A 14,645-nucleotide genomic window follows, 5' to 3' on the forward strand; every position below is an offset into this window, starting at 1 on the left:
CGCGGCCCCGGACCTACAGCTTCAGCCGCCGCAGCCTCAGCGCGTTGGCGATGACCGACACCGAGGACAAGCTCATCGCCGCGCTGGCGAAGATGGGGCTGAGCAGCAGGCCGAAGAAGGGGTACAGCACCCCCGCCGCCAGGGGGACTCCCAGGAGGTTGTAGATGAAGGCGAAGAAGAGGTTCTGCCGGATGTTGCGCAGCGCCCCCTGACTCAGCCGCCGCGCCCGGACGATACCCCTCAGGTCCCCCTTCACCAGGGTGACGCCCGCGCTCTCCATCGCGATGTCCGTCCCCGTCCCCATCGCGATGCCCACATCCGCCTGGGCCAGCGCTGGCGCGTCGTTGACCCCATCCCCCGCCATCGCCACCACGCGGCCCTCCTGCTGCAGCCGCTTCACCACGTCCCCCTTCCCCTCCGGCAACACCCCCGCGATGACCTCCGAGATGCCCAGCCTGCGCGCCACCGCCTCCGCCGTCGTCTGACTGTCCCCCGTCAACATCACCACGCGCAGGCCCTCCTGACGCAGCAGCGACAGCGCCTCCGGCGTCGACTCCTTCACCGGGTCCTCCACCCCGAGCAGCCCCGCCACGCGGCCCGACACCGCCACCAGCACCACCGTCTGCCCCTCCTGACGCAGCGACTCGGCCCGCGCCGTCAGCGCCGTGGCCTCCACGCCGCGCGCCGACATCAGCGCCGCGTTGCCCAGCGCCACCTCCACGCCGTCCACCCGCCCCACCACGCCCTTGCCCGTCTCCGAGCGGAAGTCCTCCACCGCCGTCAGCACCGCTCCGCGCGCCTGCGCGCCCGAGACAATCGCCTCCGCCAGCGGATGCTCGCTGCCCCGCTCCAGGCTCGCGGCGAGTCGGAGCAGCGTCGCCTCGTCGATGCCCTCCGAGGCCACCACCGACACCAGCCTCGGCTTGCCCTCGGTGAGCGTGCCCGTCTTGTCCACCACCAGCGTGTCCACCGCCTCCAGTCGCTCCAGCGCCGCCGCGTCACGGATGAGGACCCCCGCCTGCGCGCCCCGCCCCGTCCCCACCATGATGGACATGGGCGTGGCCAGCCCCAGCGCGCACGGGCACGCGATGATGAGCACCGCCACCGCGTTCACCAGCGCGTGCGCCAGCCGGGGCTCCGGCCCCCACACCGCCCACACCACCGCCGTCACCACCGCCACCGCGATGACCACCGGCACGAAGATGGCGGCCACCTTGTCCGCGAGCCGCTGGATGGGCGCTCGCGTGCGCTGCGCCTCGCTCACCCGCTGCACGATGCGCGACAGCAGCGTGTCCTTGCCCACGCGCTCGGCCTTCATCACCAGCGAGCCCGTCCCGTTCACCGTCCCGCCCGTCACCTTCTCCCCGCGCGACTTCTCCACCGGCAGCGACTCGCCCGTCACCATCGACTCGTCCACCGCGCTGGCGCCCTCCAGCACCTCGCCGTCCACCGGCACCTTCTCACCGGGCCGCACCCGCAGGCGGTCACCGGGGTGCACGTGCGCGAGCGGCACGTCCTCCTCGTGCCCGTCCTCGCGAATCCGCCGCGCCACCGGAGGCGCCAGGCTCAACAGCGAGCGCAGCGCACCCGACGTCGCGTGACGCGCCCGCAGCTCCAGCACCTGCCCCAGCGCCACCAGGGTGACGATGACGGCGGCGGCCTCGAAGTACAGCGGCGCGGTGCCTCCGTGTCCCGTGCGCAGCCCGTGGGGCAGCAGGTCCGGGAAGAGCGTGGCGAAGACGCTGAAGACATACGCCGCGCCCGTGCCCAGGGCGATGAGCGTGAACATGTTCAGGTGCCGGTTCTTCACCGATGCCCAACCGCGCTGGAAGAAGGGCCAGCCGCCCCACAGCACCACCGGCGTGGCCAGCACGAGCTGCGCCCACGCGAGCACCGACGCGGGCACCGCGTGCTGCACGGGCTGCCCCGGAATCATGTCCGACATCGCCAGCACCAGGAGCGGCACCGTGAGCCCCATGCCCACGAGGAAGCGCCGCCACATGGACGTCAGCTCCGGGTCCGGCGTGTCCTCGGGCAGCACCGTGCGCGGCTCCAGCGCCATGCCGCAGATGGGGCAGCTCCCCGGTCCCTCGCGCACCACCTCCGGATGCATGGGGCACACGTACTCGACGCGCGTCTCGGGGAGCGCGAGCGTCTCCGGCTCCAGCGCCATGCCGCACTTCGGGCAGGCCCCCGGGTGGTCCTGACGCACCTCCGGGTCCATGGGGCACACGTACATCGTCCCCGGCGCGGCGGGAGGCGGCGGCTCGGGCGCGTCCGCGGGTGGCGCGAGATAGCGCGCCGGGTCCGCGCGGAAGCGCTCACGGCACTTCGGGTTGCAGAAATGGAAGGTCCGCCCCTCGTGCTCCAGGCTGCCGCCCTTGGGAGCGCTCGGGTCCACCCTCATCCCGCAGACCGGGTCGATGGCGTGCGCCCCCTCGCTCGGGGGAGGAGGGGTCGAGGGGTGCGGGTGGGAGTGGGAGCCCGGGTGGGAGTGGCGATGCATGGTGCGTCTCCTTTCCCCCGGGCCAACGAGACACCCGGCGGACTCTTACAGGTCATCTCCATGAACATCGCGGTCCATGGAGACGACTGCCGCCGGGCGAGCAGGCGCACCTAGAGGTTGGGGAGCCCCACGCCCTGGGTCCGCAGGGCCCAGTCCACCGCGGAGTCGCTGTCCTCCACCCGGACCCGGGTCAGGGACTGCGTCGCGCCCCCGGTGCCGAAGAGCGGCCCGATGTTGGCGCTGATATCCCAGAGCCTGGGGGAGGACGCGGAGGTGCACCGTACCCCTCCACACGAGGCGGGCAGCCAGCCCTGCTCGTCCTGGAGCGCGTGGGCCTCGGCCTCGAAGCCCACCCGGCTGAAGCCAGGGCGGTGGAGGATGAGACCGTCCTGGAGGTTTCCGAACGAGTCCGTCAGCCGCAGCACCGCCTCCTCACCCTCCACGGTGAACTCGTTCGAGCCTCGCACATCCCATGCGGAGTCATGGGCGAGCGCATGGGTGCTGCTGGGTACCTCGTCCTTGCGGCTCACCTCGGAGCGGGGCAGCAGCTTGGGGTAGAACCCCTCCTCGACGAGGTGCACGACGACGATGTCCCCCACCGCCACGTCCACGTCGGGGAGCGTGGCGACGGGGGTCGCCACGTGGCCCTTCCACAACGCGAGGTTCGTCATGGGGCCTGCCTGGAGGACCTCCAGCTCCACGCGGGCCACCGCGCCACTCGACCTGCTGGGGTCTATCTCCGACAGACGCAGCCGCGCCGGCGTGGCGTAACCCCGGAAGGCGTAGGTATTGGACGGCGAGCGCACAGGAGCCCCCAGCCGGTCCGTCAGCGTCTCGGAGACCGTCACGCGGTAGTGCCCACGAGACGCCTGGGTCGACGTCTGGAGCCGGACCTCCATCGGGCCATGGAGCGTCGCGCCGGTGACGAGCAGGCCCGGGATGGAGAACTGGCCGCCGGCGCTGTCCAGGCTGCTCGCATCGATGCGCCGGTCGAAGCGCACCTGGACCTGTGAGCCATCCAGCGCCTGGGCGAACAGCACGCGAGGCAGGGGGCACACCACCGAGTCCAGCAGCTCCCACTTCCACACGGTGAGGTAGGCGGCGCCAGACCGCCACAGCGGCGTGGTGATGGACACCGTGCAGCCCGGGGTCAGCTCGGGGCCCAGCGCCAGCTCCGGCATCCGCAGCTTCTGGGAGTAGCTGCTGGTGGAGCTCGAGGGGACCCCCGAGGTCACCAGGCGCGTCGAGGAGAAGCCGGTCCCCACGCCGTCGCTGGCGAACGCCTCGATGAGCTGTCCGCGGATGGAGACGAGCTCTGCTTCATACGAATCACTGTTCGATGGCAGGTTGATGCCGCTCACCTCCTGCGCCAGCACCTTCATGGGATACCCGCTCCCGAGCACCGCGAAGCTCGCGACGTCGATGGTCGCGATGTCCATCGTTCCCAAGCGCACCTGGGTCACCAGGACGCGCACCCGGTCTCCCGCCACGGGGGCGGGGGCGAGCGACGCCAGGGGCACCTCCACGAACACTGCGGGCCCCACCTTCTCGGCCTGGAGGAAGAAGCCCTCGGGCTCCAGCCGCGTCGTCCCGACGGCCGGCTTGACGTAGGTGATGAAGGCCCCGTCGACGAGCCGGGGCTGGCCGGCGCTCGGGGGCGACGTCCGCAGGGAGGCCAGCTGGGCCGAGGCCAGGGTGCTCGCGTCCAGGTTGTAGGTCTCCCGGCGCGTGGCCTCCACGTTGCCCGCCTCGTCCACCGACGCGAAGCGCACCGTGGTGGTCTGCCCCACGGGGATGGGCCCCACGTAGTACGGCGAGCTGCTCGTGGGCTCGGTGCCGTCGACCGTGTAGCGCGTCTCGGCGCACCCGCTCCCGACATCCTGACAGGCGAGGCGCACGAAGAGGGGGCCCTCGAAGGTGCCCCCCGGCGGCTCGACCTGGGTCTTCGGGACGTCCATGTCGAAGACGTACTCCGCCTGACGCGGCGCCTCCCATTGGCCCAGGGCATCCACGGAGCGGAAGCGCAGGCGCGTGGTGGTGGCGAGGGAGATGGGCCCCGAATACGTGAAGCCGTTGCTCTCGGTGGGTTCGCTGCCGTCGAGCGTGTAGCGGGTGCTCGAACAACCGATGCCCTCGCCATCGCCGCAGACGAGCGTCACGGGCTGCGCCTCACGGAACAGACCGCCCGCGGGGCTGGCCACGGTGGTGGGCGCCGTCGTGTCCAGCCTGAAGACATACTGCTCGAGCATGAACTCGCTGGAGTTGTCCGCGCCATCCACCGCGAAGAACCTCAACATCGTGTCCTTCGACAGGTCGAGGGGCCGCGTGTAGCGCGGGGAGAAACTGTGCGGCCAGGAGCCGTCCACCGTGTAGTAGATGTGAGCGCAGTCCGAGCCCCCCGTGTCCTCGCACGTCAGCGTCACCGTCTGGGGGGTGAAGAAGGTTCCGCCCCGGGGCGCCACGGAGACCGTCGGCTTCGTCCGGTCGATGAGGAACGTCACCATCTGCACGGGGCCCGCGTGGCCCACCGCGTCCACCGAGTAGAACCTCAACACCCCGCTCGACACCACCGCGGTCTGCCCCGTGACTCGCTGGTACGGGGGCACGGGCGCGCTCGCGTCGGCCGCGAACGAGACGTAGGTGGAAGCACAGCCCGAGCCCTCACTGCCATCATTGCAGTACAGGTACACCGTCGTGCCGCCATTGAACGTCCCTCCCGCGGGGCTCGCCTGGGTGACGGGCGGCGCGGTGTCGACGACGAAGGGGAAGGACAAGGGGGTCTCCTGATTCCCCGCGACGTCCACGGAGAAGAACCTCACGCGCGTCGGGGATTCGATGAGGAGCGGGCGTTCATAGACGGGGGAGCTCGTCGTCGGCGCCGTCCCGTCCCGCGTGTAGTGGATTCGAGCGCAGCCGCCGCCGCCCGTGTCACTGCACGAGAGCGTGACGTGGATGGGCTCACCGTAGGAGCCCCACGGCGGTGACGCCGTCGTGACAGGGGGCTTCGTGTCCACGACGAACTGCTCATCCCCTGGCTTGGACAGGTGGCCCGCCCGGTCCACGGCGAGGAAGCGCACCCGCAGGGTCCCGGACCCCGGCAGCGACAGCGGCGAGGAGTAGCGGAGGGATGCGGTCGAAGGCGCGGAGCCATCCCGCGTGAAGTAGATGGCGACACAGCCGGAGCCGGCGCCGTCATCACAGCTCAGCGTGACGGTGCGGTCGTTGCCATACGCACCCGAGCGAGGGGTCGAGGACACCGTGGGCGGCTGCGCATCAATCACATACTCCGCCGAGCGGGCCTCCTCGGCGTTGCCCGCGCGGTCCACGGAGAGGACCCGCAGCCTCGCGGTGGTCTCGAGGCGCAAGGCCGCCGTGTACCGGGGCGAGCTCGCCGTCGGAGCGCTGCCATCCAGCGTGTAGTAGGTGGCCTCGCAGCCCACTCCGGAGCCGTCGTCACAGGTGAGCACCACCGTGGTCGGCCCCTTGAAGAGCCCGCCCACGGGAGCGAAGGCCGTGGTGGGAGGCGTCGTGTCCGGCGTCGGTGGAGGCCCACCATCCGGACCCGCGTCCGGGCCTGCATCCAGGCCGCCACCCCCACCGCCATCCTCACGCCCTCCGCCACCAGGCCCACCTCCCCCACCTCCACAGGCGCTCACCACCATCAGCAGCGTGAGGACGCCAAGGAGCCGAGGGGCCCGGAACCGGGATGAATGCCGTGACATCGAAGCTCCTGAAGGAATGGGACCGCGCTCGAGGGCGAGCGCCGCGCGGGAGCTGGGACAGACAGACGCTCCGCGCGCAGTCCTAGCAGGCCCCCCTCGGGAGAGCCAAGACTTCACGGTTTGCCTTCAAGGACAGACTCCTTGCGCCTCCAAAGGCATCCCATCCACCCGCGAGCGCGGTACCGCGGCGAGCGCCCGGGGAGTCGAGCGCGTGCCGCGCCTGCCCTTCCGTGCCTACTTGGGTGGCGCGTTGTAGCCCGCGTCGCCGTAAGGCTTCAGGCGGTCCAGCCACAGGTGCTCCAGCACGCGCAGCTCCTCGTTGAGGTCCACGCCGGGCTCCTTGGGCGGCTCGAGCACGTCGAGCACCTCGAAGGTGAACTTCTCCGCGCCGTGGCGCTTCCAGTCCTCGAGCAGCGCGGGGATGCGCGGCATGTTCATGGTCAGCTCGAAGCGGATGCGGTTGAGCATGCCCGGGACGTTGAGTGACGAGCCCACCAGCACCTTGCCGTTGGCGTGGTTGCGCACGGCGAACACGCCCATCTCGGGAGGGTTCTCCTTGTACTCGCGCTTGAGGTCCGAGCGACGGGCCCGGCTTCCGTTGGCTTCAGGGGACGACATGGGCGACTTCCTCGTGGGGTGGGTGGGGATTTCGCGGCAGCGCTGGAGCAGGCGCTGCTCGAGCCGCGCGTGGGCGTGGACATCGCGAGGCGCGAGCCAGTCCGGCCCCGCGCGCGCCCAGTCCGGGTCCGCCGGGTCCAGACCGAGCAGGCCCAGCAGCCCAGGCTCGCAGATGAAGAACTGTTCGCGGTAGGGGAAGAGGTGGCCCCCGAACTCGCGCAGCGACGCGACGGCCTCCTCGTAGGTGGTGAACCAGCGGTTGAGGTATGTCCCGCCGGTGCGGGAGAGCAGTCGCTCGAAGTCGACCTGGGGCGCGTCGCGCGCCTCCAGCGCCTGCTTCAAGTCGCTCCAGGTGGCGTGGCCCTGCTCCCTCGCGATGACGGCGAGCGCGTGCTTGCGCTGGATGGCGTCACGGCGCGCGAGCACCTCGCCCAAAGACAGGCTGGCGAAGCCCGGCAGCACGCGCAGCCGCTCCGCCGCGCGCGAGGCCTTCGCGGTGTCGGACGCGACGAGCGCCTTGAGCAGGAGCGACGCGCGGACCTTGCACTCTTGGAGGGAGAGGGGCTCGGCGGTGTCTGCAACGGTTCCCATGAGAAGTCCCTGAACGGCGGCCCCACCCGTGTCATGGGCCGTGGAAGGAACTCATCGGAAACTGTCGGACCTGCCGGATGAAGCGAGGGTGACGTCGTCTTTTCGGGCAGGCGCCCCTCGGCACCTGCGAAAGAGTTAACGGCGCACCCGCGACTTCGGCAAGCGCTTTCTCGCCGGGCCCGAGCGCCCCGCCCGCCGCCTGCTCAGGAGCGCGCCTTGCACGAACAGTCCAGGCAGCCGTGGGAGGCGCAGGTGCCGCAGCTGCGCTCGAGCTGCTTCTTGAGGGCCTGTCGCGCGCGGTGCAGGCGCACGCCCGCGTTGTTGGGGGTGATTCCCGCCTCCCACGCCACGTCCAGCACGGAGCGCTCCTCCAGGTCCACCTCGCGGACCATCTGGGCGTACTCGGGCTTGAGGGTGGGCAACAGCTCGCCCACGCACGCGCAGACGGCCTGCTTGAGCTCGGGGTCCTCGGAGGGCTCCTCGGCGCCGAGCGCCTCGCGTGCCAGCGCACGGCCCTCCACCTGCTGATGGCGGTAGTGGTCCACCAGCGCGTTGCGCAGCAGCCGGTAGAACCACGTCACCGCGCCCTCGTCGTCGTCGAGGACACGCTGGCTCTCCAGCGACTTCACGAAGGCGGACTGGAGAATCTCCTCCGCCGTCGCGCGGTTGCCCACGCGCCGCTCCACGAAGGCGAGGAACTGGCGATGGTTCTCCACCAGCGCCCGCGTCACCGCGTCGCCCTCCTCGCGCATCGCCTCGGTGTTCTCGGACGCACTCACTTCACCACCAGCTGGCCCTTCATCATCTGCATGCCGCAGGTGAACTCGAACGTGCCGACCTTGTCCGGCACGAAGGACACCACGGTCTCCGTCAGGCCGGGCAGCGGGCGCTGGATGCCGAAGTCGGGGATGAGCAGCTCGTCGCCGCAGCCGCCCGAGTCCTTGCGCACGAAGCGCAGCCGCGCGGGCACGCCCTGCTTCAGCGGCACCTCGCTCGGCTGATAGCCGCCCTGCACCGTGATCGTCACCTCCTGCACCGCGTCGCCGCCCGTCGCCTGGGGCTTCGCGTCGGCCTTCGGCGCGTCCGTGGGCGTCAGCAGGAAGCCGATGAAGTACTCCGCGTCCTCGGGCATCGGCAGACGCACCGTCACCTCCCGCTCCACGTCCGAGGGAGGCAGCGCACCGCTCAGGTACGCGCCGCCCGCCTCGGGCACCAGCGGCGCGGACGCGCCCGTCACCTCCACCACGCCCTTGCGTCCCACGAGCGGCAGCGGCTGACGGAAGGCATCCGTCACCCAGACCCGCACCTCACCGGAGCGCAGGGACAGCACCTCCAGATGCGTGTCGCCGCTCATCGCCACGACGCCGCCGTGGAAGGGCGTGTGGTCGTGCTCCAGCGCCACCGCCTCGGCCACCACGCGCCCCTCCGCCTCGGTGCCCTTCACGTGCACGCGCTGCCCCACGCGCGTGCTCAACAGGCTCTTCGCGTCCTGCCCCGGGGCGGCGAACACCCGCGTGGTGACGCCGCCATCTCGGACCAATGAGTACACGCCGCCCTGCTTCGCGCAGTCCGCCGCGCTCAGGCCCTCGGAAGGAGCCGCGGGACACGGCGCCACACGCAGCGTCCCCACGAGCCCACCACCGTGTCCATTCGCCTCCAGGTGCGCTGAGAAGCGCGCGACCTCTGGCTTCCCGTCCTTCACCACCGTCACCACCATGGCCAGGTGCTCATCACCGTGCTCGGGCCCCTGCCCCACCAGATGGTCGCCCGAGGGCGTCAGCGTGACGTCCGGATGGCCACCCTTGGCGACCTTCACCGAGCCCGTGGCGCCCTCCACCGGACGCGGCGCGAGCGACGCATCGAGCAGGTACACGCGATAACCACCGGCCCGCGTCGTCACCAACTCCAGGTGGCCCCGGGGCGTGGACTCCACCAACCCACCGTGGGGCGCGGCATGCGCATGCGGTGCTTCCTCGACGTGGGAGCGCGCGGCGACAGGCGCCGGTGGCTCCTTCTTGCTGCATGCGGCCACCAGCCCCGCCGCCACCATCACCGCGATGAATCCGTGTCTCATCTCTCTCCTCAATCCAGATGCGGACCCGCGAGGGCCTCAGTACGAGCCCGCGAGTCGCTCTCCCTCGGGCCGGGGCCCCGGGAGCGTCAGGTCATCCTCGGTCCGCGCCGCCGCCTTGCGCGCCAGGTAGCGCTCCAGCGCGGGACGTCCGAAGCGGTGGAACACGGCCGGCGTGACGAGCAGGTCCAGCAGCGTGGAGCTGATGAGCCCGCCCAGAATCACGGTGGCCACCGGGTGCAGTATCTCCTTGCCCGGAGCCCCCGAGGCGAGCGCCAGCGGCACCAGGGCCAGCCCCGCGGTGAGCGCCGTCATCAGCACGGGCACCAGCCGCTCGAGCGAGCCGCGCACCACCATCTCGCGGCCAAACACCGCGCCCTCGTGCTCCACCAGATGAAGGTAGTGCGAGATGAGCATGATGGTGTTCCGGCTGGCGATGCCGCACAGCGTGACGAAGCCCACGAGCGTCGCCACCGACAGCGGCTGCCCGGTGAGCACCACCGCCGTCACGCTGCCCACCAGCGCGAGCGGGATGTTGAGCATCACCTGCGCCACCAGTCGCGCCGAGCGGAAGTGCGCATACAGCACCAGGAACATGCCCACGAGCGACACCAGTGACAGCAGCGCGATGAGCCGCGTCGCGGATTGCTGACTCTCGAACTGTCCTTCATACGAGAGGAACGTCCCCGTCGGCAGCACCACGCTGGCGGCCACGCGCTCGCGGACCTCCTCCACCGCGCTGCCCAAGTCCCTGCCCGCCACGTTGGCCATGACCACCACGCGCCGCTGGAGGTGGTCATGGTGGATGACGTTGGGGCCGCGCGACTCCACCACCTCGGCCACCGCGGCCACGGGCACCCTCGCGCCGGACGGGGTGTCTACCAGGGCCCGACGGAAGGCCTCCGCATCCACTCGCGCGCGCTCCTCGTAGCGCACCAGCACGTCGAAGGTGCGCTGGCCCTCCAGCACCTGTCCCACCACCACGCCGTTGAAGGCCTTCTCCAACTGCTCCGCCATCGCGCCCGGCTGGACGCCCAGCCGCGCCGCCTCCTCGCGTTTCAGGCGCACCTGGAGCTGGGGAATCAGCGTCTGCTGTTCCACCTGGAGGTCCACCACGCCGGGCACCTGGGCCATGACGGCGCGCACCTCCTCCGCCTTGCCTCGCAGCGCATCCAGGTCCTGCCCGAAGAGCTTCACCGCCACCTGCGCGCGGATGCCGGACAACAGGTGGTCCAGTCGGTGCGAGATGGGCTGGCCCACGGACACGGACAGGCCGGGCAGCACGGACAGCCGCTCGCGCAGGTCCGCGAGCACCACGTCCCGAGGACGCCCGCCCTCCTTGAAGTCCACGTCCAGCTCCGAGTAGTGCACGCCCTCCGCATGCTCGTCCTGCTCGGCGCGGCCGGTGCGGCGGCCCACCGTCTTCACCTCGGGGACGGAGGCGATGAGCCGCTCTGCCAACAGCCCGAAGCGGTTGGACTCCTCCAGCGACGTGCCCGGGGGCGCCAGCACGTTCACCGTGGCCGTGCCCTCGTTGAACGGCGGAAGGAAGGAGCGCCCGAGGAACGGCACCACCGCCACCGCGCCGAGCACCAGCACCGCCGCGCCCACCAGCACCGCGCCCGAATGGGCCAGGGAGAAGTCGAGCACATGCCGGGCCCGCGCCTTCAGCCACCGCACCACCGCGCCGTCGCCGTGCTCCAGCAAGCGGCCCTTGGGGAGCAGGTACGCGCACAGCGCGGGCGTCACGGTGAGGGACACGAGCAGCGAGGCGAGGATGGACACCACGTAGGCCACGCCGAGCGGCGCGAACAGACGACCTTCGATGCCACCGAGCGCGAATAGGGGCAGGAAGACCAACACCACGATGAGCGTGGCGAAGACGATGGACCCGCGCACCTCCGAGGAGGCGAGGTAGATGACCCGGAGCACGGGCTCCGGCTGCTCCTTCGTCCGATTCTCCCGCAGACGCCGGTAGACGTTCTCCACGTCGACGATGGCGTCGTCCACCAACTCGCCCACCGCCACCGCCAGGCCACCGAGCGTGAGGGTGTTGATGGACAGGCCGAACGCCTTCATCACCAGCGCGGTGATGACGAAGGAGAGTGGAATCGCGGTGAGGGTGATGGCCGTGGTGCGCAGGTTGACGAGGAAGAGGAACAGCACCACCACGACGAGCAGCGCGCCGTCCCGCAGCGCCTCCACCACGTTGCCGATGGCGGCCTGGATGAAGTCCGCCTGTCGGAAGAGCATCTCCACGCGCACGTCCGAGGGCAGCGTGGAGCGCAGCTCCTTCACCGCGAGGTCCACCTGCTCCGTCAGCGCCAGCGTGCTGGCCCCGGGCTGCTTCTGCACCGCGAGGATGACCGCGGGGCGACCATTCATGCCGCCATCGCCGCGCTTCACCGCCGGCCCCACGTCCACCTCCGCGACCTGGGAGAGGCGCACCGGGACGCCGTCTCGCATCGCGACCACCGTGGAGCGCAGGTCCTCGACGGAGGCGCTGCGCGCGAGGTTGCGGACCAGGAACTCTCGCCCGCCCTTGTCCACGAAGCCGCCCGTGGTGTTGCCCTGTGACAGCCCCGCCGCGCGCTCCACGTCCTCGAAGGTGAGCCCGAAGGCCAGGAGCTTCTCGGGCGTCACGCGGACCTGGAACTGCTTCACCCCGCCACCCAGCACCGTCACCTGGGCGATGCCGGGAATCGTGAGCAGGCGTTGACGCAGCACCCAGTCCGCCAGTGAGCGCAGCTCCAGTGGAGACGTGCGCCCCTCCTCGCTCTGCACGCCGAGCAGGAGGATTTCCCCCATGATGGAGGACACGGGCGTCAAGTGCGGCGCCACGTCGCGCGGCAGGCGCTCTCGCGCCACCTGGAGCCGCTCGGAGACGAGCTGTCGGTCCAGGTAGATGTCCGTGCCCCAGTCGAACTCCACGTGGACGATGGACAGGCCCACCCCCGAGGACGAGCGCACCCGCTGCACTCCGGGCGCGCCGTTCATCGACGTCTCGATGGGCGTGGTGACGAGCGTCTCCACCTCCTCGGGGGACAGCCCTCCCGCCTCGGTCATCACCGTGACGGTGGGTCGGTTGAGGTCGGGGAACACGTCCACGGGGAGCCGGGTGACGGCCCAGCCGCCATAGAGCAGCACCGCCACCGCCGCGAGCACGACGAACAGGCGATGGCGCAGCGAGAAGAGGATGACGTGGTCCAGCACTACCGTCCCCCTCGCGCCAGCCGCAGCGCCGCCACGCCGGAGACCACCACCCGCTCGCCTGTCTTCAGTCCCTGGCGCACCGCCCTCCACGCGCCATCGGTGCCACCGAGCACCACGGGGCGCAGCTCGAAGGTCTCCGGTCCAGTGTGGATGAAGACGAAGGCCCGGCCCTCGTCCTCGACCACCGCGTCCGTCGGCACGGCGAGCTCGTCCTTGCGTCCGCCCTCCCCGAGCGCCACGTCCACGAACATGCCGGGGCGCAGGCGGCCCTCGCGGTTGTCGACCTCGAGGAGCACGCGCACGCTGCGCGTCGCCTCGTCCACCATCTGGCCCACGTGATAGGGCTTCGCGGTGAAGTGCTGGCCCGGATAGGCCGTGGTGGAGATGAGTGCGCCCGTGGTGCCCTCGGCCCGAGCGACCTCGGCCTCGTACACGTGCGCCTCCACCCAGACGATGGAGGCGTCCAGGACGGTGAAGAGTGGACGCGACGGGTCCACCTGCTCACCCACGGAGGCGCGAGCCTCCACGAGCACTCCGTCGATGGGCGCGACCAGTGAGACTCGCGCGGTGCCCTGCCCCTGGCGCGCCCCCGCGAGGACCTCGCGCGCGGACTTCGCCCGGCTCCACTCCTGCTCGGCCGTGCTCACCGTGAGCCGCGCCTGCTGGACTTCCTTCTCCGCCACCACGCCCTGGAGCGACTCGAGACGCGTGAGGTCCCGCCGGGCCTGCTCCAATGCGGCGTGAGCTCGGGAGACCTCGGCCTCCGCCTGGAAGTGGCTCGTCGACAGGCCGGTGGACTCGGAGGTGGAGAGGCTCTGCTGCACCAGCGCCAGCACCTCGCCGCGCTTCACGCGTTGGCCGACGAGCGGTACGGCGCCATTCGCGGCGAGCACCCGTCCCGCGACGGGCGCGGACACCTGCGCGATGCGGTCCGTGCGCGGCACCACCTTCCCGGGTGTGACCAGACGGGACTCCACGGAGCGCACGGCCGCGCGGCGCGTCCGGACCTCCAGGAGGAACTGGGTCTCCTTCGGGACGGAGAAGGAGGGGCCGGTGACGACGGGCCGTGTCGAAGCCTGGGGCTCGCCCGCGTGCGCCAGGGCGACGGTGCTGGACAAGGAGAGGCCGAGGAACAGCGAGAACGTGGACCGCGTCACCGAGTTCATGTCCGCACCTTCTTGCGGCGAGACGACCACCACGCCCCGACAGCCGCCAGCAGCGATGCCCCGCCCACCGCACCCCAACGCCAGCCCCCCGTGGCTCCGGCGGCGCTCGACGTGTCGTGGTCCTGCTCGAGGTGCACCGTGCCGAGCGCCAGCACGTCGACGTCGTTGCCGCGTGTCACCGTCACCACGGCGGCCCACTCCGTCTCGGGCTCGAGCAAGGCCTCTGCTTCGTAGGCTCCTGCCGAGAGCATTCGCGGAGACAGCTTCTGCACGGTGCTGCCCGTGAGCGTGAGCTCCACCTGCGCGCCGCTCACCGGGGCGTTCGTCTCCGTCTCGGCGACCCAGATGCGGACCCGGGTCTTCGGCGTCTCGGAGTGTTCGGGGTGCCTGAGCACGACCTCGAACACGTCACCCGTCGCCGCGCGCACGTGCTGCGCATCCTGGACCGTGGCGGACATGGCAGGCCCACCATGCGACTCGCCCTCATGCGCCAGGGCAGGGAGCGCCAGGAGCGCGCACGTCCACACCGCGAAAGCTCGTCGGACCCGTATCCCCTTGAGAGGCAGAGCCCCACGATTCGCTGTTGCCGTCATGACACCGCGCAATGAGGGCATGAGCGCCCACGACACCGCGAGCGAGGTCCATCGAAACACGGTGGCCAAGACAACGAGCACGGACCGCCATGCGCGGTGAGCCTCCCGCACGACCTGGTCCGACTCCTGTCGAAACGCCGTGACCATGACACCGAGCACGCTCCA

Annotated in this window: 8 protein-coding genes; all 8 read right to left on the reverse strand. The window is 71.0% G+C overall.

What is annotated here, in order from left to right; genetic code table 11:
* Positions 1 to 13 precede the first annotated feature (13 nt).
* Positions 14 to 2,506, reverse strand: coding sequence for a heavy metal translocating P-type ATPase (locus LXT21_RS07580; protein ID WP_323394202.1), 2,493 nt, complete (start codon positions 2,504 to 2,506; stop codon positions 14 to 16).
* Between the two features lie 110 nt (positions 2,507 to 2,616).
* The gene (locus tag LXT21_RS07585) at positions 2,617 to 6,228 is read right to left on the reverse strand and encodes a chitobiase/beta-hexosaminidase C-terminal domain-containing protein (RefSeq protein ID WP_254037409.1); all 3,612 of its coding nucleotides are present in this window, start codon (positions 6,226 to 6,228) and stop codon (positions 2,617 to 2,619) included.
* A 234-nt stretch (positions 6,229 to 6,462) separates the two neighbouring features.
* A complete protein-coding gene (locus LXT21_RS07590) occupies positions 6,463 to 7,437 on the reverse strand; it encodes a GIY-YIG nuclease family protein (RefSeq protein ID WP_254037410.1) in 975 nt (324 codons plus the stop codon).
* A 203-nt stretch (positions 7,438 to 7,640) separates the two neighbouring features.
* Positions 7,641 to 8,189, reverse strand: a complete 549-nt coding sequence (locus LXT21_RS07595) for an RNA polymerase sigma factor (protein ID WP_254037772.1) — start codon at positions 8,187 to 8,189, stop codon at positions 7,641 to 7,643.
* A gap of 23 nt (positions 8,190 to 8,212) precedes the next feature.
* Entirely contained in the window at positions 8,213 to 9,511 is a 1,299-nt protein-coding gene (locus LXT21_RS07600) for a cupredoxin domain-containing protein (RefSeq protein ID WP_254037411.1), read from the reverse strand.
* Positions 9,512 to 9,547: 36 nt separating this feature from the next.
* Positions 9,548 to 12,721 carry an efflux RND transporter permease subunit gene (locus LXT21_RS07605; RefSeq protein WP_254037412.1) on the reverse strand — a complete coding sequence of 1,058 codons (3,174 nt, stop codon included), beginning with the start codon at positions 12,719 to 12,721 and terminating at the stop codon, positions 9,548 to 9,550.
* Positions 12,721 to 13,887, reverse strand: a complete 1,167-nt coding sequence (locus tag LXT21_RS07610; RefSeq protein WP_254037413.1) for an efflux RND transporter periplasmic adaptor subunit — start codon at positions 13,885 to 13,887, stop codon at positions 12,721 to 12,723. Before LXT21_RS07610 ends, LXT21_RS07605 begins: the two co-directional genes overlap by 1 nt.
* Complete coding sequence (locus tag LXT21_RS07615; RefSeq protein WP_254037414.1) at positions 13,884 to 14,345, reverse strand: hypothetical protein; 462 nt, start codon at positions 14,343 to 14,345, stop codon at positions 13,884 to 13,886. Before LXT21_RS07615 ends, LXT21_RS07610 begins: the two co-directional genes overlap by 4 nt.
* Positions 14,346 to 14,645: the final 300 nt, after the last annotated feature.

It is taken from the genome of Myxococcus guangdongensis (assembly GCF_024198255.1).
GTDB lineage: Bacteria > Myxococcota > Myxococcia > Myxococcales > Myxococcaceae > Myxococcus > Myxococcus guangdongensis.

Coding starts and splice junctions, on each gene's coding strand:
- LXT21_RS07585 (WP_254037409.1), bottom strand. CDS start 6,228: ATGTCACGGCATTCATCCCGGTTCCGGGCCCCTCGGCTCCTTGGCGTC.
- LXT21_RS07615 (WP_254037414.1), bottom strand. CDS start 14,345: ATGTCCGCCACGGTCCAGGATGCGCAGCACGTGCGCGCGGCGACGGGT.
- LXT21_RS07595 (WP_254037772.1), bottom strand. CDS start 8,189: ATGCGCGAGGAGGGCGACGCGGTGACGCGGGCGCTGGTGGAGAACCAT.
- LXT21_RS07610 (WP_254037413.1), bottom strand. CDS start 13,887: ATGAACTCGGTGACGCGGTCCACGTTCTCGCTGTTCCTCGGCCTCTCC.
- LXT21_RS07580 (WP_323394202.1), bottom strand. CDS start 2,506: ATGCATCGCCACTCCCACCCGGGCTCCCACTCCCACCCGCACCCCTCG.
- LXT21_RS07590 (WP_254037410.1), bottom strand. CDS start 7,437: ATGGGAACCGTTGCAGACACCGCCGAGCCCCTCTCCCTCCAAGAGTGC.
- LXT21_RS07600 (WP_254037411.1), bottom strand. CDS start 9,511: ATGAGACACGGATTCATCGCGGTGATGGTGGCGGCGGGGCTGGTGGCC.